The following is a 26,603-nucleotide window of genomic DNA, read 5'->3' as shown; positions in this document are numbered from 1 at the left end:
GGCCGAGGCGACGGCACGGCCGTGAGGGCCGATCGAGGGGGCGGGCCGGTGCGCCCGCCCCCTCGGTCGATCCCGGTCAGCGGACGATCCAGGCGATCGCGGTCATCGTGCCGGGCGGGACCTCGGTGAACCCGCCGTCGCGGACCGCGACCGCCGCCTCCTTCACGCACGTCCGCCACGGGACGTCCCGCGTCAGGTGCACGCGCGCGCCGGCGTCGAGCCACGCCGCCACGTGCTTCTTCTTCCCCTGCCGCAGGAGAAGCTGGGCGGCGTGCCCGCACTGCGCGGCCGCCTTGCCCGTGGTCATCGCGACGTCCGGGTTGAGGGCGATCGCCGCGTACGGGGCCTCCGGCGGCGGGGGCGGCCGCTCCGCCTCCGCCAGGTCGAGTCCCGCCACCTGCAGCTTCGCGAGCTGCGGCGGGACGTCCGACACCGGGGCGGGCGGGAACGCCCGCACCTGCGCGCCCGCGTGCTCGACCGTGACGCCCGGCAGCGCCTGCGCCTCCGGCCAGCGGACGCCCCGCGCGCGCCGCGTCACCTTCCGGATCCGGCGCGACTCCCACGCGTGGACGGCCGCGCGCCACTCGCCGTCCGGTTCCACGGCCCGCGGGTCGGTGAGGAGCCGGACGACCGCCGCCGCGGCCGCCTCGCAGACGGCGCCGTGCGCGGGCGGGCCGGCCTTCTCGGCGCGGACCACCAGCTGCATGGCCCACGGCGGATCGTCGAGAGGATCGAAGTCGGGTCGCACTCCTGGAGTATTCCAAACCCGATCCAATGCCCCGCACACGACTTTCCGCCGCTGAGAGTGGGTACGGCAACCTTGACCGTTCCGCGATCGTTCAGAACGAGTGGGAGGCGGCCGACGTCTGCGCCGGGCGGGGCCGCCCAGGCGGAGGAGTCTGGTGGGAGGTCCCCGTGACCATTGGCCAGTGGAGCGATTCCATCCCGGGTAACGGCACGTTCTTCGTCGGCATCGACATCGCGCCGGGGCGGTATCTGTGCACCGACGCCAAAGGGGGCTGGTGGGTCCGCTATCCGGGGCCGGGCGAGGGCGAGCCCGTGGCGTCCTGGCCTCTGCCCGAGGGCGGCATCGAGATCGAGATCGCCGCCACCGACGTCGCCTTCGAGACCCACACCGGCGCCGACTGGAAACGCGTCGGCGGCACCGCGGCGACCGGCGCGGGCGAGGCACCCGAGCCGCGCCCCGTCGCCGACCCCGCGCTGCGCGCCGAGCTGGACGCCGTCGCCGCGCGCGGCATGCTGCCGGGCTGGCTCGTCCCGACGTCGATGCTCATGCTCGGGTTGATCGGCTCCACGCTGCTCGGCCCGTTCTGGCTGCTCGGGCTCGGCATGCTCGCCATGATGATCACGTTCGGGTCCCGCTCGCTGGCGCCCGACATCCGGCGCCTCCGGGAACTGGAGCGCAACCGCGACCGCTACCACACCCTCGACGACTTCGACGCCGACGGCCGCGCGATGCTGGCCCGCGCGCAGGCCGCGCTCGACGCCGTCCGCGACTCGCGGGTCAACCGGGAGGGGCTGCTGGACGCGGCCGACAACGCGGTCATGCTGCCGCGCCAGGAGTGGGAGATCGCGCAGCTCCTCGCGCGGCAGTCGAGGCTGCGCGCCGACCACGCGGAGATGGCCGGTACGGCCGCGCTGCCCGAGGTGGAGGCGGCGCTGCGGCCGCTGCGCGAGAAGCTCGACCTGTCCGTCGAGTCGGTCGACCGGCGGATCGAGGCGCTGGAGCGGTACGCCGAGCGGGTCCGCGCCGCGGACGAGGCGCTGGACGCGCACCGCCGGCTCGAGAAGATCGCGGCGAAGGCGCACGAGTACGACGACCTGGTCGCCGACACCGTCCGCGACGACCTGGCGATCCCCGCCATCGACCGGCTCACCGAACAGTCCGAGGCGCTGATCACCACGCTGCGGGAGCGCCTCACCGCGGCGGCCGAGGCCGCCGACCGGCTCCCGCCCGCGTCCTGATCCGGCCGCCCCCGCCCCGCGCCGGGCCCGCCGCACTACGCTGATCCGCACCGACTCCCCCGGACGCGTGAGGGCCACCATGACGGACGGCGGCCGGCGGCTCGCCGGGATCATCGACACCACGAGACCGCATCAGGCCCGGCTGTGGAACCACTGGCTTGGCGGCAAGGACACCTACCCCGTCGACCGCGAGGTCGGCGACCGGATCGCGGCCGTCTACCCGGAGATCGCCGACGTCGCGCGGCACTCCCGCGCGTTCCTCGTCCGCGTCGTCCACCACATGATCGAGCAGGGCGTGCGGCAGTTCCTGGACGTCGGCACCGGACTGCCCGCCGTCGACAACACCCACGAGGTCGCCCAGCGCGCCGCGCCCGGCTCCCGCGTCGTGTACGTCGACAACGACCCGCTGGTCGTCGCGCACGCCCGCGCGCTGCTCACCGGCCTCCCCGAGGGCGACTGCGCCTACGTCGAGGCCGACGTCCGCGACACCGCCGCGATCGTCGAGCTGGCCTCCGGAACGCTGGACCTCTCCCGTCCCGTGGGCCTGCTGCTGCTCGGCGTCATCGGCAACGTCCCGGACGAGGACGACCCGCGCGGCGTCGTCCGGCGGCTCGTCGACGCGCTCCCGTCCGGCAGCATCGTCGCGGTCAACGACGGGACCAACGTGCTCGGCGTGGACGAGTGGACGCCCGCGGAGGCCACCGCGCGCGGGGAGGCGCTCCGGCTGTGCGCCGAGGCCGGGACCGTCCCGTACCACGCCCGCACACCCGAGTTCATCGAGTCGCTCCTCGACGGCCTGGAGATGGTGGAGCCGGGCGTGGTGTCGACCCCGCTGTGGCGTCCCGACTTCCCCGAACTGGACGCCGGGACGCCGATCGACTCGTTCGGCGGCGTGGCCCGCAAGCCTTAGCGGCCCGCGAACCTCAGAGGACGCCCGTGTAGGCGAGGGCGAACGCCAGGTAGGGCACGAGGAACGCCCAGCACACGACGACGAGCCCGTGGACGACCTCGCCCGGTCCCCGCGCGCTCCCCAGGTAGCGGTGGTAGAGCCAGACGAGCAGCGGCGCGAAGACGGCCTGCACCCACAGCGTCCGCTGCGGGAACACGTGCCCGGCCGCCGCGAGCGCGACCGTGCCCGCGCACGCGGCCGTCCAGGCGGCGAGCCCGATCCGGTAGGCGCCGCGGGGCCCGAGCCGCACCGCGATCGTCGTGTAACCGCTCGCCAGGTCGGCCTTGTAGTCGGTGACCGTCGTCGGCACGTACAGGGCGGTCGCCACCAGGACGCCCTGCACCGCCATCGCCCACGGGAAGCCGTCGAGCGGCCGCACGACCGTCCATCCGGCGAGCAGCGCCAGGCCGCCCACCCCGACCGCGTTGGTCGCCACGTCGAACCCGGGCCGGTCCTTCAGCCGGACCGGCGGCACGCTGTAGAGCCACCCGAGCACGAGGAAACCGAGCGTCACCAGCGCGAACGCGGGGCGCACGGTGAGCGCCACGAGCAGCGCGCCGGCCGCCGCCAGGTGCGCCGCGACGAGCGCGCCCCGCACCCCGAGCCGTCCCTCGACGAGCGGCGCGTCCTCCTTGCGGGGGTTGCGCCGGTCGCCGTCCAGGTCGAACGCGTCGTTGATCGCCAGGGCGGCCAGCCAGACCAGCGGCCCCCACACCACGAGCCCGGTCAGGACGGGCGCCGCGGCGGCGGCGCACCCGCCGGTGGGCGGCACGCAGGCGTCCTGTCCCGCCACCAGCCACCGGGTGGCCAGCAGGTGCCCGACGTAGAAGGGGACGAGCGACACCAGCCAGATCGCCGGCCGGGCGATCAGCCAGAGGTCGAGCAGGACCCGCCACGCGCACGGCACCACCGCCCGCCGATCGGTCTGGTGAGCGCGCACGGCCGCCACCCCCGGAAGACGATCATCTATTGACGTTTCGTCTATTTGACCTTCCCTCTACCCGCCGCTCCATGCAAGGGAGCGGTGTGGTTCAGGAGAGGAGGGCGCGGACCTGGGCGGGGCCGGTGAAGACTTCGGCGCGCATGCCGACCTCGCGGGCGGCGCGGACGTTGCGCTCGGTGTCGTCGAAGAAGAGGACGTCGGCGGGGTCGACGCCGAGGCGGTCGGCGCAGATACGGTAGGCGCGGGGGTCCGGCTTCGCGACGCCGATCCGGCAGGAGTAGGTCAGCGCGTCGAAGCGGGACAGCCAGGAGCCGTGCTTCTCCTCCATGCGCGGGACCAGGTCGGTGATGATGTTGGAGAGCAGGCCGAGCACGCGTCCCTCGTCGGCCAGCTCGCCGACGAGGGCGACCATGCGGTCGTCGACGTCGGTCCAGCTTTCGAGGTCGGCCTCGATCAGGGCGGGCACGTCCGGGAACTCTGTGCCGAGGGCCGCGGCGACGTCCGTCCAGTAGGCGGCGCTCTCCTGCCCGGCGTCGTAGGCGGGACGGCACGACCAGTACGCGTCCCAGAACGCCGGGCCGGAGCATCCGGCCAGGGATTCGATGCGCCGCACCGCCTCCGGGGACTGGGTGCGGGCGATCACTCCGTACAGGTCGAACACGATCACATCGGGCATGCTCCGAGACTACGCAAGGCGAGCAAGCGGTTGTCCGGCACGGCATAATGAGGGAGTGACCACGACGAACGCTGATTCCGGACGTCCCAGAACCCGCGGTTCCGGCGGGGGCGGAACCCGCCGCCGCGGCAAGGGTTCCCCGGCCCTGGCGTCGGAGCGGCGCGAGCACCTGGTCAAGCTGGCGGCCGAGCTGTTCGCCGAGAAGGGTTTCCAGGCGACGACGGTCCGCAACATCGCCGAAGAGGCGGGCATCCTGTCCGGCAGCCTCTACCACCACTTCGACTCCAAGGAGTCGATCGTCGACGAGATCCTCACCGGCTTCTTCGAGGACATCATGGCGGCGTACCGCCGCGTCATCGACGAGAACGACGACCCGCGCGCGACGATCGCCGGGCTCGTCCGCACCGCGTTCGGCACGCTGGAGCCGCACCGCGCGGCCATCACGGTGATGCAGAACGACTGGAACTACCTCAAGGGGATGGAGCGGTTCGCCTACCTGACCAAGTCCGAGGACGAGGTCGAGAAGATGTGGGTGGACACGCTGCGGGCCGGCCAGGAACAGGGCGTGTTCCGGCTCGACCTCGACCCGAAGCTCACGTACCGGATGATCCGCGACACGGTGTGGGTGGCCATCCGCTGGTTCAAGCCGGGCGGGAAGCTCAACGCCGAAGGGCTCGCCGAGCATTACCTGAAGGTCATGTTCGACGGCATCAACCTGCACTGAGCCCGGACGGACGCCGCGGCCCCCGCGATTTCGCCGGTGCGCCCTCGTGAACCCCTTTAGTGTGCTTAGTCACACTTCCCGGGCAGGGGTGATGACTTGGCCCGTGGGGACGCTGTTACGGATGAGTTCTACGGGGGGAGGGCGACATGACGTCCGACCAGGACGCCGGAAACGGGGAGCCCACGCCCGCCATGCGCACCGCGACGGCGCGCGGGCTGCAGGAACAGTTCCCGGGGGTGCGGGTCTGGTACGGCAAGGCGACCGGATCGTGGTGGGCCATGGTGCCGCTGCGCGACGGGCCGCGCCTGCTGGAGGCCGAGACTCCGCAGCGGCTGCGCGACGCGATCTTGAACGCGCGGGCGGGCGGGTGATCGGCGGCCGGTGCGGGTGACCGCGCGGCCGGAAATCGAGGCCGCCCGCCGGAGACGGGGCGCGATCCGTCCCCGGCGGGCGGCGTCTCCTCGACGTTAACCCGAAACAGCTTCAGACACAAGCGCTTGCTCGGTGCGCTTACCGCTCGTACTGGACGACCGCCCGCTCGGCCGTGATCGGCGCGATGCGCCCGTCCACGATCTCCCGGTGCGCCGGATGATCCCGGTACACGAGGTAGGCGTCCCGGTCGGCGAAGTCCGCGACCAGCACGAAGTCGAACGCGCCGGGGCTCACGCCCGCGTCGGCGCCCATGTCGTAGCCCTGGATCTCCGGGATGAGCCCCGGCAGCTCCGAGAGCCGCGCCGCCACGTCCTCCTGCTGGCCGGTGGTCGTCCCCTCGGCCCACCTGAACATCACCACATGCCGAAATCCGCTCATGTCGGCACGTTAGCGGTGCCGCGAACACCACCCCGGGCGTCGTCCCGTCCCCGGCGCGTCGCGGCCCTTCCCGGGCGTCCGGCGGGGCGGTCAGACGGTGCCGAGTTCGGCGGCGACCATCGCGCCGAGCTCCCAGCACTCCTCGAGCTCCGCGCGGCCGGGCTCGCCGGTGACCACGGCGGGCGGGCGCACGACGCGCCACTTCAGGCCGGTGGTGATCGACTCCAGGGCGCGCAGCGCCCCGGTCGCGTCGTTGCCCGCGTGCAGGTACGCGCCGAAGGGGCGGCGGACCGTCTCCTCCAGGCACGGGTAATAGACCTGGTCGAAGAAGTGCTTCAGGGCCCCCGACAGGTAACCGAGGTTCACCGGTGAGCCGAGCAGGTAGCCGTCCGCCTCCAGGACGTCCACGGGGGACGCGGTCAGCGCGGGGCGGGACACGACCTCGACGCCCGCGACCTCGTCGGTGGACGCGCCGGAGCGCACGGCCTCGTACATCGCCTGCAGGTTCGGCGACGGCGTGTGATGGACGATCAGCAGCCTCTTCATCGTCTCCGACTCTAATCGTGCGCACCCTCCCGAACATGATTCGATGAACTCCCCCCGTGGAAAGGCAGGAATCCCCATGACCGTGCCCTCCGACGTGCCCTCCGACGCGCCCTCCCACGTGCAGGGCCACTGCGACCCGGCGTTCGCCGGTGTCCGCGAGGTGTTCGAGCGGAACTTCGCCGAGGAACGCGAGCTGGGCGCCGCCGTCGCGGTGTACGCGGGCGACCGCAAGGTCGTGGACCTGTGGGGCGGGATCGCCGACCGCCGCACCGGCCGCCCCTGGCTGGCCGACACGCCCTGCTTCGGGTTCTCCTGCACCAAGGCGGTGACGGCCGCCGCGGCGCTGCTGCTCGCCGAGCGCGGCGCGTACGAGGTGGACGGCCCGGTCACCGGCTGGTGGCCCGAGTTCGGCGCGGCGGGCAAGGAGGGGACGACGGCGGCGCACCTGCTGTCGCACCAGGCCGGACTGCCCGCGTTCGCCCGTCCGGTGTCGGCGGAGGAGGCGGCGGACGCACCGGCGCGCGCCGCCGAGCTGGCCGCGCAGGAGCCGGAGTGGACGCCCGGCGAGGGCCACGGCTACCACGCGCTGACCTACGGATGGCTGGCCGGGGAGATCGTGCGCCGGCTGTCCGGACGGACGGTCGGCGCGTTCGTCCGCGACGAGTTCGCCCGCGGCCTCGACCTGTGGATCGGCGCCCCGGACGACGTCATCGAGCGGGCCGCGAAGATGTCGGCGAGCCGCCGCGCGACGAGCGGCGGCGGGACCGACGCGCCGCGCCCCGCGGACGACGCCTCGCTCCTCGACCGGCTGGCGAGCGCGTACACCGACCCGCAGAGCCGGCTGAACCGGGCGCTGAACAACCCGCACCCCGGCAAGGGCGGCTACAACAACCCGGTGGTGCTGCGCGCGGGCTGGCCGGGGGCGGGGATGATCGCGACGGCCCGGTCGTTCGCCGGTTTCTACCGCGACCTCGTCGCGGGCCGGATCCTGCGCCCGGACACGCTCCGCGAGGCGATCCGTCCCCGGGTGAGCGGCCCCGACCGCACGATGCTGATCGACAGCGCGTTCGGCCTCGGCTTCATGCGCCCGGCGCAGACGTTCTTCGTCCCGGCGGCCGGGCGCGGCACGGCGTTCGGGCACACGGGGGCGGGCGGCTCGATCGGGCTCGGCGACCCCGACGCCGGGCTCGCCGTCGCGTACCTGCCGAACCTCATGGGCGACCACCTGTCGGGCGACCTGCGCGCCTACCGGCTGGTCGAGGCCGCGTACGCCGCGCTGTCCTGAGATAGCGTCCGCGTCCATGGAGGTACGCGATCTTCACCCGTGGCCGTCCACGCGGGCGGAGGCGGAGGCGATCCAGGACCGGCTCCGCCCGCTGCTCGACCTGCACTCCCCCGGCCCCGAACGCCCCCGGACGGTCGCCGGGCTGGACGTCTCGTACGCGGGCGGCAGCGAGGGGACCGGGACGCGACTGGCCGCGGCCGTGGTCGTCCTGGACGCCGCCACGCTGCGGACGGTCGAGGAGTCGGTCGCCGTCGGGACGGCCGCGTTCCCGTACGTCCCGGGCCTGTTCGCGTTCCGCGAGCTGCCCACGCTGGTCGAGGCGCTCCGCGACCTGAGGACGGTCCCCGACCTGCTCGTGTGCGACGGGTTCGGCGTCGCGCACCCGCGCCGGTTCGGCCTCGCCTGCCATCTCGGGGTGCTGACCGGCCTGCCGACGATCGGGGTCGGCAAGACCGCGTTCGTCGGCGCCTACGCGGCGCCGGGCGCACGGCGGGGCGACGCGGGCCCGCTGACGGACGGCGATGAGGTCGTGGGGCGGGTGCTGCGGACGCAGGACGGCGTCAAGCCGGTGTTCGTGTCCGTCGGGCACCGCGCGAGCCTCGACGCCGCGTGCCGGACCGTCCTGGAGCTGGCGCCCGACCACCGGCTGCCGGAGACGACGCGGCGCGCGGACCGGCTGTCCCGGGACGCGCTGCGCGGCTGACGCCCCTTGTTCGCCAACCAAGCGTTCGCTAGTTTTGCTGCCGGTGGCACGGCGAGAGGAAGCGTTGATGGGACAGCTCGACGGCAAGGTGGCGCTGATCACCGGCGGCGCGCGCGGCATGGGCAAGGCGCACGTGCGCCGGTTCGTCGCCGAGGGCGCGAAGGTGGTGTTCGGCGACGTCCTCGAGGAGGAGGGCGCGAAGCTCGCGGCGGACATCGGGGACGACGTCCGGTTCGTCCGCATGGACGTCACGAGCCCGGACGACTGGGCGAACGCCGTCCGCACCGCCGTCGAGGCGTTCGGCGCCCTCAACGTCCTGGTGAACAACGCGGGCATCATGCGGCACAAGCGCATCGAGGACATGTCCGTGGACGAGTTCAAGCAGGTCCTCGAGGTGAACCTCGTCGGCCAGTGGCTCGGCGTGAAGTCGGTGACCGCCGCCATGCGGGACGCGGGCGGCGGCTCGATCGTGAACGTGTCGTCGACCGAGGGGTTCATCGGCGGGTCCGGCCTCGCCGCCTACAGCGCGAGCAAGTTCGGGATCCGCGGCCTCACCAAGGCCGCCGCCCGCGAGCTGGGCCCGGACGGCATCAGGGTGAACTCGATCCACCCCGGCGGCGTCCTGACCCAGCTCTCCCTGCAGGAGGACGTCGTCGCCGCCACCGCCGACAGCGCCGACGCCTTCATGAAGGCGCTGCCGCTCGGGCGGATGGGCAAGACGAAGGAGGTCTCGGGCCTCGTCGTCTACCTGGCGTCCGACGACTCGTCCTACTGCAGCGGCAGCGAGGTCCTCGTGGACGGCGGCATGCTGACGGGCGCGGGGTACTGAGCCGGGCTTTCAGAAGGCCCGCCGCTCCGTCCACCCCTCGACCGCCTCCAGTTGCGCCGCGAGCGAGATCAGCGTGGCCTCGTCCGAGTCGCGGCCGAGGAGCTGGGCGCCGATCGGCAGGCCGTCCCGGGTGAGCCCGGCGGGCACGTTCACGGCGGGCCACCCGAGGACGTTCCACGGCCACGCGTAGGGGCAGGCCGCCGCGGCACCGGACTGCGTCCTGCGGTACCCGGCCCCCTCGAAGGCCCCCGCCCGCAGCGGACGCGACGCGGTGGTGGGGGTCAGCACGACGTCCGCGTAGCGGAAGATCCGCCCGGCCCTGCGCCACAGGTAGGGGTCCATCCTCCGCACCAGCGGCAGCAGCCGCCTGCCGGCCAGGCGCCCGATCCGGGCCTCGGCCTCCGTGCGCCGCTCGGGCCGCGGGCCGTCCATCGAGTCGAGCCAGTCGGCCACGCCGGCCGTCCCGCGCGGGATCAGCCCGAGCCCCACCGGCCCGTAGTCGGGATCGGCGGGGAAGACCCGGTGCCCCAGGTCGGTCAGCCGCCGCGCCAGCCGCTCGACGCCCGCCCGGACCTCCGGGTCGAGCCGTCCGCGCACGCCGAACGCCGTCCGGAACGACACCGCCACCCGCAGCCGCCCCGGCTCCCGCCGCGCCGCCTCGACGAACGGCCTGATCGGCGGGTCCAGCCGGTACGCGTCCTCCGGGCGGCTCCCGGTGAGCACGTCGAGCAGCAGCGCGGCGTCCTCGACGCTGCGCGCGAGCGGCCCCCACACCGTGATCCCGTTGAACGGATCGGTGTGCGGGAACCCCGAGACGCGGCCCCGCTGCGGCTTGATCCCGACCAGCCCGGTCCACGCCGCGGGGATGCGGATCGACCCGGCCCCGTCCGACCCGACCGCGGCCGGGACCATCCCCGCCGCCACGGCCGCCGCCGACCCGCCCGACGATCCGCCCGGCGTGTACGCGGGGTTCCACGGGTTCCGCGCGACCCCGTACTCCGGCGACTCGCTGAACGGCCAGAGCCCGACCTCGCACGTCGTCGTCTTGCCCACCACGATCGCCCCGGCCGCCCGCAGCTTCCGCACCACCTCGGCGTCCCGCGTCCGGACCGGGTGCTCGCCGCCGACCGCGAACGGCGTCGTCTCCCCCGCGATATCGGTGTCGTCCTTGATCGCGACCGGGACGCCCAGCAACTGGAGCCGTTCGCCGTCCCGCAGCCGCTCGTCCGCCGCCGCGGCCTCCCGCAGGGCCGCCTCCTCGCGGACGACCCTGAACGCGCCCAGATCGTCCCTGCGCCGGATCGCGTCCAGCGACGCCTGCACCAGCTCACGGCTCGAGACGTCGCCGTGCGCCAGCGCGTCCGCCTGACCCGCCAGTCCGAGGTCCACGCGCCCACCCCTCTCGTTCGTTCGAACGAACGATACCGATGGCGCATGCGATGGGGAAGACTGAACATCGATGAGCGCCCGCGAGCAGATCCTCAGCGCCACCCTCCGCCTGATCGGCGAGCAGGGCATCGGCGCCGTCACCAACCGCGCCGTCGCCAAGGCGGCCGGCGTCTCCCTGGGATCCCTGACCTACCACTTCCCCAGCCAGGACGCGCTGCTGCGCGAGGCGCTGCAGAACTTCGTCGACCTCGAGATCGCCCGCATCACCGCCCGCCTCGCCGAGCTCGCCGACGCCGGCGTCGCCCCCGGCCAGGCCCCCGAGCAGGTCGAGAAGGCCGTCATCGACTTCGCGCAGGGGCCCGAGCAGCTCGCCAACCTCGAACTGCACCTGCACGCCGCCCGCGACCCCGGCATCCGCGAGACGTCCACCCGCTCCGTCGCGGCCTACGACCGCCTCGCCGCCGCCGTCCTCACCGCCCTCGGCATCCCGGACGCCGAACGGCACGCCCCCACCGTCGTCGCGCTCCTGTACGGCCTCGCGATCCGCCGCCTCGCCACCGGCGACCCCACCGCGGGCGGCACCGCCGACGCCTTCCGGCTCCTGCTCTTCGGCGCGCTCCCCCGGGAAAGCGGAACCGGCCCGGACGGTCCCAGAGCGGGGTGACGAGACCGTACGGGCCGGATCCTGTCTCAACCAGGAACCTCGGCCGGACCCCAGGTCCGGCCACCACTTCTCCGTTCGCCGATGCACCTCCACCGGGTCTGGGACGTGACACCTCAAAATTAAGCGCCCGCCCACCGTCCGTCCCGCCCCTTAAGGCTCGCTTAGGGATGGGCTGAGCCGGACTTATAAGACCGGGTTCCGCTTCTCTCCCGCCCCGAGAGCCCCGTGGTGGAGGCGTTCGCGCGTAGCTCGGCGTTCGGAGCGATGGCCGTCTCCGCACACTCGGCCGGGCGGCGACGGCTAACCGGAAACGTCCGGGCTCAGCCGGAGCCGGTGATGCGCCGCAGGGCGGCGCGCAGCTCCCCGGACGTCCAGTCGTGGGGGCGGTCGCGGGCATAGAGGTCGGCGACGCGCCGCAGGGACGGGGCCAGGGGCGCGGCGGCGTCGTTCCAGTGGGAGACCCGGACGATCACGTCCAGCAGGAAGGGCTCCAAGTCCCCCTCGGTCGGCGGCGGTACGGCGTCCAGGCGCGCGCGGAGGGGCGGGAGCAGGACGGGTGCGTGGGCCTTCATCGCGTGGACGGGCCACGCGATGTCGTTCGGGAGGCTGTCTCGGGTGAGGAGTTCGGCGAGGGGTTCGGCGGCGCGGGGGTCGGCGCGTTCGGCGAGCGTGCGGACGGCCCGGTCGCGGGCCTCGCCGGGGGCGCGGGAGAGCGCGGCCGCGATGAGGTCGCGGGCGCGGCGGTGGGGTGCGCGCGCGAGGACGCGGACGGCGCGGAGGGCGACGCGGTCGTCCGGGGAGCCGACGAGGGACGCGAGGGGGCGCAGGAGGCCGACGGTGCCGTGCGGGGGCCCGGAGAAGAGGCCGCCGCACAGGTCGAGACCCTGGAAGACGTGGCGGGGGTCGTCGAGGAGGCGGCGCGCGTCCGCGACGGTCGGGGCCTCGAGGGTCTCGGCGTGCGTGAAGCGTTCGCGGCCCGTCCGTTCGAGGGCCCGGCGGACGGCCAGGACGGTCGCGACGCGGAAGCTCGTCTCGCTGGAGTCCGTCGGGTGGTCGCGGGCGGCGCGGAGGGTGACGCGGACGGGCAGGGGGCCGGCGCCGAGGTGGTTCTCGAGGCGTTCGTGGGCGGTCTCGTCGACGACGGGGACGAAGCGTGCCTCGGAGTCGGGGTACTCCATCGTCCCGGGGGCGAGGGCGTTCACGAACGTGTACGTCTCGGCGGGTTCGAAGTCGAGCACGATGTAGGCGAACTGGCCGGGGCAGGCGGTCTGCTTCTTGTAGGCGGCCTCGACTCCGATGGCGTGCATGCGGCCGACGCTAGCGGGCGTGGCGGCGGCGGACGAGCCGGCGAGAGCGGCGGGGTGGCGGCAGGTACCTCGTGCGGAACCACATCTGGACCTGGGCGCCGCCCAGCGCCGACCGGTGGATGCGCAGGTGGCCGCCGGTGGACTCGGCGGCGCGGCGGGCGATGTCGAGGCCGAGGCCGGTGGAGCCGCCGCCGCTGCTGCCGCGCCGGAGGGCGGCGTCGGGGTCGGCGATGCCGGGGCCGCCGTCGGCGACGAGGATCCCGGTGACGCCCTGCCCCCGGTGCAGGGTGACGGCGAAGGCGGTGCCCTCGGCGGTGTACCGGAACACGTTGCCGAGGAGGGCGTCGACGGCGGCGGCGAGCTCGGTGCCGGGGAGCGGGAGGGGCGCGGGTTCCGCCGCGCCGATCAGCTCGCAGGCGCGCCCCTCGTCCTCGGCGAGCACGGACCAGAACCGCACGCGGTCCCGCAGGATCTTCGCGGCGTCGCAGCTGCCGCGCCCGGTGGGGCGGCGGACGGTGCGGATGATCTGGTCGACCTCGCGTTCGATGCGGTCGACGGCCTCGCGGGTCTCGTCGGCCACGGGCCCGGGGCCGAGGGCCTCGGCGTTGAGGCGGAGCGCGGCGAGGGGGGTGCGGAGGCGGTGGGAGAGGTCGGCGGCCATCTCGCGTTCCGCGGCCAGGAGCTGGACGACGTGGTCGGCCATGGCGTTGAAGGCGCGGCCGGCCTCGACGAGCTCGGGCGGGCCGTCGGGTTCGATGCGGACGCTCAGGTCCCCGTCGCCGAACGCGGCGGCCGCCGCGGCGAGCCGCCGGGTCGAGCGGATCATGCGGTTGCCGAGCCGGTCGGCGACGGCGACCGAACCGGCGACGAGGGCCGCGGCGACGGCCGTCATGACCAGCCACGCCTCGAGCACGCCGCGGGACATGTCGGCGGACGGCACGAACACCTCGATGACGGCGATGCGGCCGGCGTCCAGCGCCACCGGCTGCAGGAGCGCGCACCCGCCGGGCACGCGGACGGTGTAGGCGCGGCCGCGGCGGCCGGCCCGGTCCAGCTCGCGGGGGTCGGCGCCGACGTCCCCGCGGGCGCCCGCGGGGACCGCCCCGCCGCCCGGCAGGTGCAGGGTCATCCGGCCGGCGGCGCCCGCGCGGGTGCCGGCGACGGCGCGTTCGAGCGCCGCCGGGTCCTCGGTCACGGCGAGGACGGGACCGAGGGCGCCGGCCTGGCGTTCCGCGGCGGTGAGGGCGCGGTCCCGGGCCATCTCCCGGACGGTGAGGGCGAGCGGGATGAGGAAGGCGAGCGCGACCATCGAGGTGACCGCGAGGGACACCAGGACGAGCGTCCGCCTCATGCGCGCGGCGGGGCGAGCCGGACGCCGACGCCGCGGACGGTGTGCAGGTAGCGGGGCGCGGCGGCGGTCTCGCCGAGCTTGCGGCGCAGCCACGACAGGTGCACGTCGATGGTCTGGTCGTCCCCGTACGCCTGCCGCCACACCTCGGCGAGCAGCTCGCGGCGGGCGACGACGCGGCCCGGCCGGGCGGCGAGGTAGGCGAGCAGGTCGAACTCGCGGCGCGTCAGCCCGAGGGCGGCGCCGTCCAGGCTGGCCTCGCGGCGGTCGAGGTCGATGTGCAGGCCGCCGACGGTCAGCTCGGCGGCGGGCCCGGACCGCGCCGCCCGGCGCAGCACGGCGGCGAGCCGGGCGTTGAGGTGCTCGGCGGAGAACGGCTTGACGAGGTAGTCGTCGGCGCCCGCGTTCAGCAGCCGGACGATCTCGGGTTCGTCGTCGCGGGCGGTCGCGACGACGACGGGGACGTCGGAGACGCCGCGGAGCATCTTCAGCACCTCGGCGCCGTCGAGGTCGGGCAGCCCGAGATCGAGGATGACGACGTCGGGCGGCTCCCGGGTGACCTCGCGGAGGGCGTCCATCGCGGTCCCGGCGCTGCGCACGGCGTGGGAGCGGGCACCGAGCTCGCGCATCAGGGCGGAACGGACGTCCGGGTCGTCCTCGACCACCAGCACACTTGCCATGGCGGCACCGTATGCCACGATGTGCCGACGCGTCGCGCGATGTCGGATGTCGCCCCGTCGGCGGCGACCGCGCTCGCGGGGGACGCCGTCGTGGCGCGGCACCGCGGCCCGGCCGACCCGCGCGGCGGGCGGCGCGGGGTCGTCCGGGTGCCTCGTGCGCGCCGCCCGGGTACCCGGCCTCGAAGGCGCGCCGGAACAGCCGTACAGCTAGACCGCCCCGGCCGGGTGACGCCTCCTCGGAAAGTTCCGGTGATCTCTCCCCTCGACGCCGCCCGGACGGGGTCCCTCGATCGACCGGTTCAGACGCCTCCGCCCGGCCCCGACCACACGGAGGCGCCGGACGCCGCGGTCGTCTCGGAGACGGCGTCGAACCGGCGGATCGTCCGGTCCCGGGCGTACGACGGCCAACCTGGGTCGCCGGACCGGGCGAACGCCGACCACGCCGCACGCATCTCCCCGGCGGGCGCGGCGGGCGGTTCCGCGGGGCCGAGCAGGCCCCGGGGCCCGACCAGTTCCGGGAGGTCGAGACGGCCGAACACGAACGGGACCTCCACCGCGTGCGCCGCGCCGAGGAGTCCGCCGACCGCGGGCGACCGCCACGCGAACTCGTACACGTGCGCGTTCCCGTGCGCCTCGGCCAGCGCCCGGCTGCCCGTACCGAACAGCGCGTCGCCCAGGATCGCCGAACGCAGCTCGCCGTCCCCCGCGTCCGGCCGGCGGGAACGGTACGCCGCGACGAGCGCGTCCGGGTCGGCGTGCACGGCGGCCGCCGTTTCGCGGACGTCCCGCGCGGTGGAGGACGTCAGGTTCCCCTGTGGCGCGAGATACAGGTTGCCCTCCTCGGCGTTGGTGCCGATGAGCAGGTCGACGTCCGCGAGCGGGCTCCGGGCGGGCTGCCGGTCCAGGACGAGACCGAACGGGCTCAGCCCGACCAGCGGGTCGAACCGGTCCGCCGTCCGCAGGTCGAGCCCGCCCAGTTCGGGGACGACCTCGACGAACCGGTCGTCGGGGACGCCGGCGAACGCCGCCGCCGTCGGCGCGACGCCGAGCGCCGCCGCGGCCGCCCGCGTCACCCTGGCGGCCTGCTCGGGGGCGAACGCGCCGAGGCCGCTGCCGCTCTGCACGATCGCCCGCCGCACGAGGCCGTCCGCCTCCCGCGCGGCGAGGACCCCGCCGACGATCGTGGCGCCCGCCGACTGGCCGAACAGGGTGACGCGGGCGGGGTCGCCGCCGAACGCCCCGATGTTGCGCCGCACCCAGCGGAGCGCGGCGACGACGTCCAGCAGCCCGCGGTTGCGGGGCGCGCCCGGCAGGTCGAGGAATCCGGCGACGCCGAGCCGGTAGCCGAGCGTCACCAGGACGACGCCGTCGCGGGCGAACGCGGCGCCGTCGTACAGCGGGGCGCGCGGCGAGCCCGCGACGAACCCGCCGCCGTGCACGAACACCATGACCGGCAGGTGCTCTGCGCCGTGCGGCGTCCAGACGTTCACGGTGAGGTGCTCGTCGCCCCGGATCCACCCGGGCCCGAAGTACGGCGCCATGTCGAGCGCGCCGAACGCGTCCCGGCGCGGTTGCGGCGCGGTCGCTCCGAAGGCCCGGGCATCGCGCACGCTCGTCCACGGCTCGGGCGGGCGGGGCGCGGCGAACCGTTCCGCGCCCCGCGGCGGCGCGGCGTACGGGATGCCGAGGAAGCGCCGGACATCGCCGTCGGCGCCGCCGCGGACGTCGCCCTCGGTGGTGGTCACGATCAGATCGGACATTGTGCTCCTCCTGCTTCAGATGCGGGCGAACGGGCCCCATGCCTTGATCGCGAACCCGTCGCCGTCCCGCGCGACCTCGGCGGCGCCGTGCCCGCCCAGGTGGGCCGGCAGGACGAGCGCGCCGGTCTCGTGCGCCCGGCCGAACAGCCGCCGGCGCGTGGCCCGCGCCTCGGCCGGGTCCTCGCAGAAGCAGCTGTTGGCGTCGGGCTCGACGAACTGCAGCGGCGTGTGCAGCAGGTCGCCCACGAACAGCGCCCGGTCGCCGCCGGACTCCAGCGCCAGCACCGAGGATCCCGGCGTGTGCCCCGGCGCGAGTTCGAGCCGCAGGTTCCCGTCGATGACGTGGGCGTCGTCCCACAGCAGCGCCAGCCCCGCCTCGTGCACCGGCGCCACGCTGTCCTCGAAGACGTTCTGGTTGCCGCGCCCCAGCCTCGAAGCGTGCCCGTTCGCCGGGTTCCAGAAGTCGAAGTCGCGCCGCGGCATCAGGTAGGCGGCGTTGGGGAACGTCGGCACCCACGCACGCCCGTCGAGCCGGGTGTTCCAGCCGACGTGGTCGACGTGCAGGTGCGTGTTGACGACCAGGTCGACGTCCTCCGGCCGCACCCCCGCCCGCGCCAGCTCGCCCAGGAAGTCGGTGTCGCGGCGGCTCCACACCGGCGCGTACGGACGGTCCTTGTGGTTGCCGACGCCGGTGTCGACGAGGATCGTCCGGCCCTCGCTGCGCAGCACCCAGGTCTGGATCGCGGAGACGCACACGTTCGAGGCGGGGTCGACGAAGTCCGGTTCCAGCCAGGACCCGTGCTCCCGCCACGCCCGCTCCGGCGCCTCGGGAAAGAAGACGTCCGGGGACATCTCGACCGATCCGTAGTACTCCACGACCCGGGTGACGGAGACGTCACCGAGCATGATCTCCTGCATGGCAGATCCCGTTCCGTTCGATGGGGTTGGCCCCACCCTGACCGGCGGTCCGCGGCCGCCACCAGCCCGCGTCGTGACTGTGCACGGCAGGGTCAGGCCCGCTCCCGCGGGCACGGGCATAATCGGCGTCATGGCGCTCTCCGCACAGCTCAGCGAGTTCCTGCAGGCGCGACGGGCACGGCTGCGTCCCGAGGACGTGGGCGTGGTGCCGCTGCCGGGCCGCCGCCGCGTCGCGGGCCTGCGGCGGGAGGAACTCGCCCAGGTGGCGGGCGTCAGCGTCTCGTACTACACGCGCCTCGAACAGGGCCAGTCGGTCAACGCGTCCGAAGGCGTCCTCGACGCGCTCGCCACGGCCCTGCGGCTGGACGAGCACGAGCGCGGGCACCTGCACGAACTCGCGTCCCGGCGCCCCCGCCCCCGCGAGGAGCCGCCCGCCGAGCACGCCGACGCCCTCACCCGCGACCTGCTGCGCTCCGTCGGGAACGCACCGGCGCTCGTCCTCGGCCGCCGCACCGACGTGCTCGCCTGGAACCCGCTCGCGCACGCCCTGCTCGCGGGACACGTCGACCGCACCGCCCCCGGCCGTCCCGCCGACCGGCCGAATCTCGCCCGCATGCTGTTCCTCGACCCGCACACCCGCGAGCTGTACGCGGACCGGGCGCGCAAGACCCGCGCCGTCGTCGGCAACCTGCGCCGGGTCGCGGGCCGCCATCCCGAGGACGCGCTCCTGGCCTCGCTGGTCGGCGAGCTGTCGATGAAGTCGTCCGAGTTCGCCGCGCTGTGGAGCGACCACCGGGTCAGGCCTTGCGAGGCGGACGCCTACCTGCTGCGGCATCCGCTCGTCGGCGAGCTCACGGTCACCCAGCAGAACCTCGCCATCGCCCGCTCCCCCGACCAGTCCCTCACCGTGGTCACCACCGAGGAGGGCTCCAGTTCGGCGGACACGTTGGAACTGCTCCGCACGTACATCGCCTGACGCTCGGACCGCTCACCCCGGCCGCGAGATCTAGACGGACTCGTCCACCAGGTGGGCGTTCCAGACCTCGGCCGCTTTCTCGTGGGAGTCGACGCCGGAGAAGAAGGCGTCGGCCAGGCCGGCGAAGTCCGGATCGTCGACGCCGTCGGCCTCGAGGAACTTGGGCCTGTACACGGCGAACCCCTCGGGAGTCGGCTGCGGCCGGTAGGGGACGGCCATCTTCAGCGTCCGCCGGGACGGGCCGTACTCGACGGCCTCGACGATCAACGCGTCGACGCGGGACGTGTCGAGGTGGAGGTAGGCGTCGATCACGAGGACGGCGCGGACCCAGTCGTCATGACCGGCGAGCAGCTCCTCCTGACCGGCCCTCGCACCGTCCGCGACGTCGTCGTGCATCAGGCGGTTCATGCCCCGCTCACCGGTCGGATGCTCATAGCCGAGCATCGGGATCAGCACCTCGCCGTCCGAGACGCTCCAGACGCCGTGGGCGGCGAAGAACCCGGCCATTGCGGCCATCTCGTGCATGATCCGGCATCGTAACGGCCCCACCCGACAAGGACGACCGCAAAGGACGACCGCAAAGGACGACCGGCGGCGTCCTGCCGGGCGGGCGGGTGCGGGTCAGGAGGCGGCGGGGGCGCTCTGGGGGGCGATGAACATCGCGGACGCCTCGACGGTCACGCGGCCGTCCGGGCCGCTGATGGTGCCGTCGGCGTAGATCTTGCGGCCCTCGACCCGGCTCGCCTTGGCCTCGACCGTGAGGGGGACGCCGAGCGGGGTGGGGCGGCGGTAGCGGGTCTCCAGGGTGGCGGTCATGCCCGGGGTGCCGGTCGCGGCGGCGGCCATGCCGAGCGCCTGGTCCATGATCATCGCGGAGACGCCGCCGTGGACGAACGTCGGCGGGCCCTCGTAGACGGCGGGCAGCGTGAACTCCGCGCGGACGATGCCGTCCTCGGAGACCTCGATGTCCACGGGCGGGGCGAGCGGGTTCAGGCGGCCGGTGACCGGATTGGCGATCTGCCGGTCGAGGCCGCTCTCGCCGACCGTCCCGAACGGCGGGTGCGCGCGGCGCGCCGCCTTCAGGCGCTCGGTGAGCGCCGCGATCTCGGCGGCGACGGAGGCCGCCTCGGCGGGCTCGACCTTGGTGAGCGTCATGGCCTCGGCCAGCTCCCGGACCCGGGCGGCGAGCGCGGCGAGTTCCGCCTCGTCGTCGCCGGACAGGACGTCGCGGTCCACGAACACCTCTCTCATTCAGCCTCCCTCAGCCGAACGAGATTCTAAGTTGCCGGGCGAAATGCCTTGTACGCCGGGGCCTCGGTTCGGTCGACGACATCCGGCACCCTGCGAATACGTCCGGAAAGCCCGAGATCGTCGTCGTTACGGGATAGATTCCTGCGCATGACGGATCAGCCGCCCGGAGACCGGCCCGACTTCGCACCACCCGACGACTGGTCCGGCGGGCAGCAGTACGGCGGGCGGCAGTACGGGCAGCAGCAGGGGCATCCCGGCGGCGCGAACTGGCAGTACGGCCCCCCGCCGGGCGGCCCCCCACCGGGCGGCCCCCCGCCTCACGGGTACCAGCAGTACGGGTACCCCGGTGGCGGGCCGAACTGGGGTCACGGGTCACCGGGCGGGCCGGCGGGCGCATACCCCGGCGGGCCGCACGGCGGGCATCCCGGCGGCAACGACGACACGATGTGGGCGCTGTTCTGCTACGTCGGCTCGCTGGTCGTCGGGTTCGTCGCGCCGCTCGTCATCTACTTCGTGAAGCGGCGCGAGTCGGCGTTCGTCCGCTACCACGCGGCGCAGGCGCTGAACTACGCGATCACGCTGTTGATCCATATCGTCGCGTTCCTGCTGGTCACCGTGGTCCCCATGATCATCACAGAGAACCCCGTGTGGCTGATCCCGCTCGTGTTCATGTACCTCGAGGCGTTGATCAGCCCGTTCGTCGTGCTGATCATCGGCGCGGTGAAGTCGAACAGGGGCGAGTACTTCCGGATCCCGGTGGTCTTCTGCTTCCGGATGATCCGCTGACCCCGGCCCGTCCGGCTCACAGGCGGCACGTTCACAGGTAGGACGACGCGTACTCGTCGAGGCGCGGGAGCACCGTGTCGCGACCCCCGGCGGGTACGCGCAGCACGACCTCCTCGATGCCGAGCGAGGCGTAGTGGTCGAGCTTCGCGGCGGACGGCAGCGTCCCGAACGGGACCACGGGGACCATCGGGCGCCCGGCGTCCGCGCAGGCCCGCCGGAGCCGGGGCAGCGCCTCGCGGACGCCCGCGCCGCCGATCGGCAGCCAGCCGTCCCCGTACTCGGCGACGTGCGCGAACAGCGTGGGCCCCGGGGCGCCGCCGAGCAGCACGGGCACCCGTCCGCGGGGTTTGGGCCACGACCAGCTCGGCTCGAACGAGACGAACTCCCCCGTGAACGACGCCTCGTCGCGCGTCCACAGCTCGCGCATGGCCAGGACGTGCTCGCGCGCCATCGCCCGGCGCCGCTTCCAGGGCACGCCGTGGTCGGCGCCCTCCTCGGCGTTCCAGCCGTAGCCGACGCCGAGCGCGACGCGGCCGCCCGCGAGCCGGTCCAGGGTGGCGACGGCCTTCGCGGTGACGATCGGGTCCCGCTGGGCCGGGAGCAGGATGCCGGTGCCGAGCGTGATCCGGTCGGTGACGACGGCCGCGGCGGCGAGCGCCACGAGCGGGTCGAGCGTCCGCCCGTACTCGCCGGGGAGCGTGTCGTCGCCGGTGGGCGGCGGCGTCGCCCGCGAGACCGGGATGTGGGTGTGCTCCGGCAGGTACAGCGACGCGAAGCCCCGGGCCTCCGCCTCCCGCGCCAGCTCGTGCGGCGCCATGGTCAGATCCGTGGCGAACATCGTGACGCCCAGCCGCATCCCCCGGCTCCCTTCTCTCGCCCGCCCGCCGCACCCACCCTAATCAAGCGGTTGCTCGGTCCCTCGGGCGGGCTCAGAAGGCGCAGACGGCGGCGGTGGCGTCGTCGTGGGGCTTGCCGCGCGGCCAGCGGACGGCGCCCGGGTCGGTGCGCTCGACCTCGCGGGTGCGCTCGACGAGGGCGGCCGGGCCGGACTCGACGGCGAGCCGGGCGAGGCCCGCCCGGTCGGTGACGCCGAACCGGTCGGCGAGGCGGGTGGCGCCGTCGGTGAGCAGCAGCGCGTGCCGCACGTCGCGCAGCGGGACCGTCCCGGTGATCGCGTTCTCGGCCCCGGCCGGGTCGGACCCGGCCCAGCACCGGCCGCCGGTGATCTCGCGCAGCCCGTCGCGGCAGTCCAGCAGCAGGGTCGAGTCGGCCAGCACCAGGTAGTCGAGCACGTCGCCGCGCACCCGCACGGCCACCACGGTCGCGGCGGGCGTCGTCGGGACGGTCAGATCGCACGTGGCGCGGTGCGCGGCGGCCACGTCGGCGATCGCCCCGGCGAGCCGGCCCACCAGCGGGCGGCCGGCGCGGACGTGCGCGCCCTCGGGCGGGCCGACCGGCGGGCCGGCCGGCGGGCCGGACCCGTCCAGCATCCGGGCCAGCAGGCGGGTGCCGAGGGACCGCGAGTACCAGGCCGTGCCGTGCACGCAGCCGAGGTCGGTGCCGAGCGCGAGGCCGCAGCCGTCCAGGACGACCGCCGCGCCGGGCGCCGCCGCCACGAAGTCCTCGTTGCCCCGCCGCGGATCGCCCTCGTCCGTCGCCCACGTGACCCGCATCGCGCTCCCCTCGCCGGTTCCGTCGTCCACTATCGCCCACCGGCGGCTCCGGACGCGCGGCCGGATCCGGCACCCCCGCGCGCCGCTTACGCTGATCTTGAACCGACGAGAGGAGACGCCCGTGCCGAACGCCGACGCCGCCGTCCGTCCCGCGACGCGAGAGGACGTGCCCGCGGCCGTGCGAACGCTCTCGCGGGCCTTCGCCGACTACGCCTTCACCCGGCACGTGATCGCCGCCGACCGCCACGAGGAGCGGGTGCGGGAGTTCCAGGACCTGCTGCTCCGCCGGGTCGGGATGGAGTACGGGCGGGTGTGGGTGTCGGACGACGTGCGGGCCGTGGCCGTGTGGACGACCCCCGACGCCGACCCGGCGCCGGCGTTCGCCGAACTCGGACCCCGGATGGCCGAGCTCGCCGGGGACCGCGCGGAGGCGTACGCGGCCGCCGAGGCCGCCGTCGGGCCGTTCCGCCCGGCCGAGCCCGTGTGGTTCCTCGCCACCGTCGGCGTCGACCCGGACGCGCAGGGGCGGGGCCTCGGCGCGGCGGTCGTGCGCCCGGGCGTCGAGGCGGCCGAGCGCGCGGGCCACCCGGCGTTCCTGGAGACCTCCAGCGAGCGCAACGTGAAGTTCTACGAGCGGCTCGGCTTCACGACGACCGCGAAGGTGGATCTTCCGGACGGCGGCCCCCGCACCTGGTGCATGCGGCGCGGCTGACGGTCACGGGGTCACGCGCGCGACGGCCCGCACGGGGGCGCCGTCCGCCCCGGCCAGCCGGATCGGGAACAGGGTCGCCTCGATCGCGCGGCCCGGCGCGTCCGCGAGCGCGTCGAGGTTCGTGAGGTTCTCGGCGATGACGGCCCCGGCGCCGCACAGCACCCGGTGGGCCGCGAGGGTGAAGTCGTCCGAGCCGAGGGCGGGCGTGGGGTCCACGCTGAGCGCGTCGATCCCGACGGTGCGGACGCCCGCCGCGACGATCGCCTCGGCCGTCTCGGGCGCGAGGTAGGGGTGGTCGAGGTAGCGCTCGGTGCCCCAGTGCCGCGACCACCCGGTGGCGACGAGCAGGACGGCGCCCGGCCCGAGACCGGACGGGAGCGCGCCGGGCGCGATCGGGGCGCGCGCGGGCAGGCCCCGGACGTCCATGAGCGCGGCTGGCCCGGTGAAGCGGGTGAGCGGCAGCTCGTCGAGGCGGGGCAGGGAGTCGTCGATGTGGAACGGCGCGTCCACGTGCGTGCCGGACTGCGACCCCATGTGCAGGCGCAGGACGTTCACGCCCTCCTCGGCGACCGTGAGCGCGGGCACGGCCTCCACCTCGGGGTCTCCCGGATAGACCTGCATGCCGGTCGTGATCGGCACCGACAGGTCCACCAGCCGCATATCCATGCGGGCGATTATCCCGCGACCCGGTAGCGTTACGGCGTGTTGCCTCATGTGACAGCCATCCGATACGTGACGCCGCTGCGCGAGGGCGGGTCGCTCCCGGGCGTCGTCGAGGCCGACGACCTCGGCACGTACGTCATGAAGTTCCACGGCGCCGGGCAGGGCCGCAAGGCGCTCATCGCCGAGGTGATCGCCGGTGAGCTCGCGCGCCGGCTCGGCTTCCGGGTACCCGACCAGGTGCTCATCGACCTCGATCCGGTGATCGGCCGGCACGAGCCCGACCCCGACGTGCAGGACCTGCTGAAGGCCAGCGCCGGCCGCAACCTCGGCATCGACTTCCTGCCGGGTTCGCTGGGCTACGACCCGCTGGGCTGGACGCCCGACCCCGGCTTCGCGTCGCGGGTGCTGTGGTTCGACGCCTACATCGGCAACGTCGACCGGAGCTGGCGCAACCCGAACATGCTGGTGTGGCACGGCGACGTGTGGCTGATCGACCACGGCGCGAGCCTGATCTTCCACCACGCGTGGGCGAACGCGGCGCGGCTGTTCTCCGGCCCGTACGACGTCGACGACCACGTCCTGACCCGGTACGCGACGCGGCTGGAGGCGGCGGAGGCCGAGCTGGCGCCGCGCATCACCGAGGGGCTGCTGCGCGAGGTGACCTCGCTGGTGCCGGACGAGTGGCTGGAGCGCGAGCCCGGGTTCGCGGGTCCGCAGGCCGTCCGGGACGCCTACGTGGACGTGCTGCTGCCGCGCGCCGGCAAGCCCCGCGAGTGGCTGCCGGACCTGGAGGCGGCCGGCCGCCGCCCGGACGCCGGGACGCGGCGCGGCCAGAACCGCCCGGACTGGCTCGGGGGTCCGGCATGAGCGGCGTGACCAACATCCGGCGGGCGGGCGAGCCGACCGTGTTCGAGTACGCGGCGCTGCGGGTGATCCCGCGGGTGGAGCGGGGCGAGGCGATGAACGTCGGCGTGGTCGTGTACTGCCGCGCCCGCGACTACCTGGGGTGCCGCACCCATCTGGACGAGCCGCGCCTGCACGCGCTCGACGCGTCCCTCGACCTGGACGGCGTCCGCGCGGCGCTCGCGGGCGTCGACGCGGTGTGCTGCGGCGGCGAGCGGGCGGGCCAGGCGGCCGGCGAGGCGCCGGGCGCCCGGTTCCGCTGGCTGACGGCGCCGCGCAGCACGATCGTCCAGCCGGGGCCGGTGCACGCGGGCCTCACCGGGGACCCCGCCGCCGAACTCGACCGCCTCCTGCGGCTGCTGGTGCTGTAGGGCGTCAGTCCCATTCCCAGCGGATGCCGTGGTATCCGGCGGCCATGCCGAACTCGATGTAGTGGACGCTGTGGTAGCTCGACATCCGCAGGTCGGCCGAGTCCTTGAGGGCGGTGTGGCCGTCGGGCCGCCACGTCCGGTAGCACCGGGCGGGCAGCGTCGCCGGATGGAACCGCACCTCGATGAGGTACTCGTGCTGGGGGGTGCGGAAGCCGCGGCCCTCCTCGGTCACCGGCGGGCCGGTCTCGTCGAACGCGAACCCGTACTCCAGCAGGTACGTCTCGCCGCGGCCGAGGGCCCGGTCGAACAGCAGCTCCGCGGCGATGAGGCCGCTCGACTCGTCCATCCGGACGCGCCCGAAGCGGCAGCCGCGGGCCGTCCGGGAGGACGGGAGGATGCCGTGCGGGTGGTGGTAGACGGCGATCCAGCGGTCCACGCCGCGCTGCTGGGCCTGGAACACCGCGCGGGTGCGGACCTCGCGCAGTTCCCGGCGGCGCCCGATGATGTGCTGGTCGTGCAGGCTGAGGCCGGTGAGCTGCCGTTCGCCGCGGTCGCCGATCTCGTCGAGCAGGTCGCGGACGCCGGGTTCGGGGCAGAGCTCCTCGACGGACTGCCAGGGCCCGGCGGAGCGGTCGGCGGACGGGCGCAGCAGCGTCAGCAGGGAATGGCGCGGCAGCTCGAGGATGGCCTCGAGGCCGCGGACGGCGCGCAGCGAGTCGGCGCGCTCGGGGCGGGTGCGGCCGCGCTGCCAGTAGCTCAGGGTGGAGAGGCTGACGGCGATGCCCTGTTCCTCCAGGCGGCGGCGCAGCGACTCCAGGCTCAGGCCGCGCGCCTGGATGGCGGCCTGCAGGGCGACGTTGAAGGGACCGTACTGCAGGACCTGGAGAAGGTCGTCCTCGGCGACACTCTGCACTGCTAGGACTCCGGATCTGGTCCGGCCGGCCCCCGCGAAACGGCCTTGACTCGTGGACTTTCCGCTTCCGCGCTCACTGTAAGGCGCCTCGCTCCCCGAGTCGACCGGCAAAGGTTCACAACGGCGCCGCGTTTCCCACCGCACGATCAGTGCCACTCCCATTCCAGGCCGACGATACCGCGACGCACGTTCGCGACCGCGAGGTTGGCGCTGCCGGACGTCCCGACCCACAGCTCGCCGAGACGGTTGCGGGGCCCGTCGGCGGTCTCGGCGGTGAAGCCGTAGCAGCGGGCCGGCAGCCGCTCGCCGTCGAACTGGACGACCGCGACGTAGTGCTGCACGGGCTGCGGGAAGCGGCGGTCGTAGAGACCGGGCGCGCCCGCCCCCTCGGGGACGGTGACGGGACCGAGGTCGTACTCGACGACGGCGGTGTCCCCGGCGGCCAGCACCCGGTCGAAGACGAGCTCGAACGCGACCAGGCCGCCTCCGGCGCGGATCCGTCCCGGGCGGCAGTAGCGCGCGGCCGCGAGACCGGACGCGGCGCAGTCCCCGGGATCGCCGGGACCGCCGGGACTCCCGGGGTCGGCGAGGCCCGTGCGGTGGACGCACACGACGCGGTCGATGTCGTCTCCGGCGGCGCGCAGCACGGCCCGCACCGACAGCGTCCAGGTGAGGCCCGCCTCGTCCAGCCGGTAGACGTCGTGGACGCTGAGCCGTTCGAGGCGGTGGTCGCCGGACCGGTCGAGCTGCCCGACGAGCCGGGCGTACCCGCCGGGGTCGGGCCACAGGCCGCTCGCGGACGCGGGCGCCCCGGCGGACGCGCCGGCGGCGAGGCGCC

The 26,603-nt window shown here is 74.6% G+C and carries 31 protein-coding genes; 13 read left to right on the top strand and 18 right to left on the bottom strand.

Annotated features, from left to right (window positions below):
* Positions 1–76 precede the first annotated feature (76 nt).
* The gene (locus tag ACFQ11_RS26080) at positions 77–748 is read right to left on the bottom strand and encodes a peptidyl-tRNA hydrolase (protein WP_378303153.1); all 672 of its coding nucleotides are present in this window, start codon (positions 746–748) and stop codon (positions 77–79) included.
* Between the two features lie 167 nt (positions 749–915).
* Between ACFQ11_RS26080 and ACFQ11_RS26075 the strand changes: the two genes are divergently transcribed.
* Complete coding sequence (locus tag ACFQ11_RS26075; RefSeq protein WP_378303151.1) at positions 916–1,986, top strand: hypothetical protein; 1,071 nt, start codon at positions 916–918, stop codon at positions 1,984–1,986.
* 67 nt (positions 1,987–2,053) lie between these two features.
* Complete coding sequence (locus ACFQ11_RS26070) at positions 2,054–2,896, top strand: SAM-dependent methyltransferase (protein ID WP_378303149.1); 843 nt, start codon at positions 2,054–2,056, stop codon at positions 2,894–2,896.
* A 13-nt stretch (positions 2,897–2,909) separates the two neighbouring features.
* On the opposite strand, the gene ACFQ11_RS26065 is transcribed toward ACFQ11_RS26070, so the two are convergent.
* Positions 2,910–3,875, bottom strand: coding sequence for a UbiA family prenyltransferase (locus tag ACFQ11_RS26065; protein WP_378303147.1), 966 nt, complete (start codon positions 3,873–3,875; stop codon positions 2,910–2,912).
* A 91-nt stretch (positions 3,876–3,966) separates the two neighbouring features.
* The gene (locus tag ACFQ11_RS26060) at positions 3,967–4,554 is read right to left on the bottom strand and encodes an HAD family hydrolase (protein ID WP_378303145.1); all 588 of its coding nucleotides are present in this window, start codon (positions 4,552–4,554) and stop codon (positions 3,967–3,969) included.
* Positions 4,555–4,609: 55 nt separating this feature from the next.
* Between ACFQ11_RS26060 and ACFQ11_RS26055 the strand changes: the two genes are divergently transcribed.
* Together ACFQ11_RS26055 and ACFQ11_RS26050 are read left to right on the top strand one after the other, a co-directional pair.
* Positions 4,610–5,278: a TetR/AcrR family transcriptional regulator gene (locus tag ACFQ11_RS26055; protein WP_378303143.1), complete on the top strand. Its 669-nt coding sequence runs from the start codon at positions 4,610–4,612 to the stop codon at positions 5,276–5,278.
* A 146-nt stretch (positions 5,279–5,424) separates the two neighbouring features.
* The gene (locus ACFQ11_RS26050; RefSeq protein ID WP_378303141.1) at positions 5,425–5,649 is read left to right on the top strand and encodes a hypothetical protein; all 225 of its coding nucleotides are present in this window, start codon (positions 5,425–5,427) and stop codon (positions 5,647–5,649) included.
* Positions 5,650–5,788: 139 nt separating this feature from the next.
* Here ACFQ11_RS26050 and ACFQ11_RS26045 read toward each other — a convergent pair whose 3' ends face one another.
* Positions 5,789–6,088 (bottom strand): Dabb family protein, encoded by a 300-nt coding sequence (locus tag ACFQ11_RS26045; protein ID WP_378303139.1) that lies wholly within the window; start codon positions 6,086–6,088, stop codon positions 5,789–5,791.
* A gap of 90 nt (positions 6,089–6,178) precedes the next feature.
* A complete protein-coding gene (locus ACFQ11_RS26040; protein ID WP_378303137.1) occupies positions 6,179–6,634 on the bottom strand; it encodes a flavodoxin family protein in 456 nt (151 codons plus the stop codon).
* A 76-nt stretch (positions 6,635–6,710) separates the two neighbouring features.
* On the opposite strand from ACFQ11_RS26040, the gene ACFQ11_RS26035 reads away from it, so the two are divergent.
* The 3 genes from ACFQ11_RS26035 to ACFQ11_RS26025 all read left to right on the top strand — a co-directional run bounded on the left by ACFQ11_RS26035 (position 6,711) and on the right by ACFQ11_RS26025 (position 9,451).
* Positions 6,711–7,919 carry a serine hydrolase domain-containing protein gene (locus ACFQ11_RS26035; RefSeq protein ID WP_378303135.1) on the top strand — a complete coding sequence of 403 codons (1,209 nt, stop codon included), beginning with the start codon at positions 6,711–6,713 and terminating at the stop codon, positions 7,917–7,919.
* Positions 7,920–7,935: 16 nt separating this feature from the next.
* Positions 7,936–8,622 carry an endonuclease V gene (locus tag ACFQ11_RS26030; protein WP_378303133.1) on the top strand — a complete coding sequence of 229 codons (687 nt, stop codon included), beginning with the start codon at positions 7,936–7,938 and terminating at the stop codon, positions 8,620–8,622.
* A gap of 67 nt (positions 8,623–8,689) precedes the next feature.
* Positions 8,690–9,451 (top strand): glucose 1-dehydrogenase, encoded by a 762-nt coding sequence (locus ACFQ11_RS26025; protein ID WP_378303131.1) that lies wholly within the window; start codon positions 8,690–8,692, stop codon positions 9,449–9,451.
* A gap of 9 nt (positions 9,452–9,460) precedes the next feature.
* Here ACFQ11_RS26025 and ACFQ11_RS26020 read toward each other — a convergent pair whose 3' ends face one another.
* Complete coding sequence (locus ACFQ11_RS26020) at positions 9,461–10,840, bottom strand: amidase (RefSeq protein ID WP_378303129.1); 1,380 nt, start codon at positions 10,838–10,840, stop codon at positions 9,461–9,463.
* A 70-nt stretch (positions 10,841–10,910) separates the two neighbouring features.
* Between ACFQ11_RS26020 and ACFQ11_RS26015 the strand changes: the two genes are divergently transcribed.
* A complete protein-coding gene (locus ACFQ11_RS26015; RefSeq protein WP_378303127.1) occupies positions 10,911–11,504 on the top strand; it encodes a TetR/AcrR family transcriptional regulator in 594 nt (197 codons plus the stop codon).
* 320 nt (positions 11,505–11,824) lie between these two features.
* On the opposite strand, the gene ACFQ11_RS26010 is transcribed toward ACFQ11_RS26015, so the two are convergent.
* From ACFQ11_RS26010 to ACFQ11_RS25990, 5 genes are all read right to left on the bottom strand, one after another.
* On the bottom strand, positions 11,825–12,811 hold the full coding sequence (locus ACFQ11_RS26010) for a HEAT repeat domain-containing protein (protein WP_378303125.1): 987 nt from the start codon (positions 12,809–12,811) through the stop codon (positions 11,825–11,827).
* A 10-nt stretch (positions 12,812–12,821) separates the two neighbouring features.
* A complete protein-coding gene (locus tag ACFQ11_RS26005) occupies positions 12,822–14,162 on the bottom strand; it encodes a sensor histidine kinase (protein ID WP_378303123.1) in 1,341 nt (446 codons plus the stop codon).
* The gene (locus tag ACFQ11_RS26000; RefSeq protein ID WP_378303121.1) at positions 14,159–14,839 is read right to left on the bottom strand and encodes a response regulator transcription factor; all 681 of its coding nucleotides are present in this window, start codon (positions 14,837–14,839) and stop codon (positions 14,159–14,161) included. The genes ACFQ11_RS26005 and ACFQ11_RS26000 overlap by 4 nt, the downstream gene beginning before the upstream one ends.
* Positions 14,840–15,138: 299 nt before the next feature.
* Entirely contained in the window at positions 15,139–16,599 is a 1,461-nt protein-coding gene (locus ACFQ11_RS25995; RefSeq protein ID WP_378303119.1) for a carboxylesterase/lipase family protein, read from the bottom strand.
* Positions 16,600–16,614: 15 nt separating this feature from the next.
* Entirely contained in the window at positions 16,615–17,517 is a 903-nt protein-coding gene (locus ACFQ11_RS25990) for an MBL fold metallo-hydrolase (RefSeq protein WP_378303117.1), read from the bottom strand.
* A 130-nt stretch (positions 17,518–17,647) separates the two neighbouring features.
* Here ACFQ11_RS25990 and ACFQ11_RS25985 point away from each other — a divergent pair, with 130 nt between their 5' ends.
* Positions 17,648–18,493, top strand: a complete 846-nt coding sequence (locus ACFQ11_RS25985; protein ID WP_378303115.1) for a helix-turn-helix transcriptional regulator — start codon at positions 17,648–17,650, stop codon at positions 18,491–18,493.
* A gap of 30 nt (positions 18,494–18,523) precedes the next feature.
* Here the strand turns inward: ACFQ11_RS25985 and ACFQ11_RS25980 are convergent, their stop codons facing one another.
* Together ACFQ11_RS25980 and ACFQ11_RS25975 are read right to left on the bottom strand one after the other, a co-directional pair.
* Positions 18,524–19,018, bottom strand: coding sequence for a hypothetical protein (locus tag ACFQ11_RS25980; protein ID WP_378303113.1), 495 nt, complete (start codon positions 19,016–19,018; stop codon positions 18,524–18,526).
* Positions 19,019–19,114: 96 nt separating this feature from the next.
* Positions 19,115–19,744 carry a PaaI family thioesterase gene (locus ACFQ11_RS25975; RefSeq protein WP_378303110.1) on the bottom strand — a complete coding sequence of 210 codons (630 nt, stop codon included), beginning with the start codon at positions 19,742–19,744 and terminating at the stop codon, positions 19,115–19,117.
* 147 nt (positions 19,745–19,891) lie between these two features.
* Here ACFQ11_RS25975 and ACFQ11_RS25970 point away from each other — a divergent pair, with 147 nt between their 5' ends.
* Entirely contained in the window at positions 19,892–20,530 is a 639-nt protein-coding gene (locus ACFQ11_RS25970) for a DUF4870 domain-containing protein (RefSeq protein WP_378303108.1), read from the top strand.
* 31 nt (positions 20,531–20,561) lie between these two features.
* On the opposite strand, the gene ACFQ11_RS25965 is transcribed toward ACFQ11_RS25970, so the two are convergent.
* Both ACFQ11_RS25965 and ACFQ11_RS25960 read right to left on the bottom strand, forming a co-directional pair.
* Complete coding sequence (locus ACFQ11_RS25965) at positions 20,562–21,386, bottom strand: TIGR03619 family F420-dependent LLM class oxidoreductase (RefSeq protein WP_378303106.1); 825 nt, start codon at positions 21,384–21,386, stop codon at positions 20,562–20,564.
* Positions 21,387–21,459: 73 nt separating this feature from the next.
* Positions 21,460–22,233 (bottom strand): integrase, encoded by a 774-nt coding sequence (locus ACFQ11_RS25960; protein ID WP_378303104.1) that lies wholly within the window; start codon positions 22,231–22,233, stop codon positions 21,460–21,462.
* Positions 22,234–22,324: 91 nt separating this feature from the next.
* On the opposite strand from ACFQ11_RS25960, the gene ACFQ11_RS25955 reads away from it, so the two are divergent.
* Positions 22,325–22,915 carry a GNAT family N-acetyltransferase gene (locus ACFQ11_RS25955; protein ID WP_378303103.1) on the top strand — a complete coding sequence of 197 codons (591 nt, stop codon included), beginning with the start codon at positions 22,325–22,327 and terminating at the stop codon, positions 22,913–22,915.
* 3 nt (positions 22,916–22,918) lie between these two features.
* Here ACFQ11_RS25955 and ACFQ11_RS25950 read toward each other — a convergent pair whose 3' ends face one another.
* The gene (locus ACFQ11_RS25950; RefSeq protein WP_378303177.1) at positions 22,919–23,575 is read right to left on the bottom strand and encodes a cyclase family protein; all 657 of its coding nucleotides are present in this window, start codon (positions 23,573–23,575) and stop codon (positions 22,919–22,921) included.
* Positions 23,576–23,617: 42 nt separating this feature from the next.
* Here ACFQ11_RS25950 and ACFQ11_RS25945 point away from each other — a divergent pair, with 42 nt between their 5' ends.
* Positions 23,618–24,445: a HipA family kinase gene (locus ACFQ11_RS25945; protein WP_378303102.1), complete on the top strand. Its 828-nt coding sequence runs from the start codon at positions 23,618–23,620 to the stop codon at positions 24,443–24,445.
* Complete coding sequence (locus ACFQ11_RS25940) at positions 24,442–24,852, top strand: DUF3037 domain-containing protein (protein WP_378303100.1); 411 nt, start codon at positions 24,442–24,444, stop codon at positions 24,850–24,852. Before ACFQ11_RS25945 ends, ACFQ11_RS25940 begins: the two co-directional genes overlap by 4 nt.
* 4 nt (positions 24,853–24,856) lie before the next feature.
* On the opposite strand, the gene ACFQ11_RS25935 is transcribed toward ACFQ11_RS25940, so the two are convergent.
* Positions 24,857–25,765 (bottom strand): hypothetical protein, encoded by a 909-nt coding sequence (locus tag ACFQ11_RS25935; RefSeq protein WP_378303098.1) that lies wholly within the window; start codon positions 25,763–25,765, stop codon positions 24,857–24,859.
* Between the two features lie 146 nt (positions 25,766–25,911).
* Positions 25,912–26,603, bottom strand: a 692-nt coding sequence (locus ACFQ11_RS25930; RefSeq protein ID WP_378303096.1) for a hypothetical protein, incomplete at its 5' end; no start/stop codon positions are given.

This window comes from Actinomadura sediminis (assembly GCF_042675525.1).
GTDB classification, from domain to species: Bacteria; Actinomycetota; Actinomycetes; order Streptosporangiales; family Streptosporangiaceae; genus Spirillospora; species Spirillospora sediminis.
Note: the sequence above shows the minus strand (reverse complement) of the source record. Positions and strands in the feature narration are given on the sequence as shown.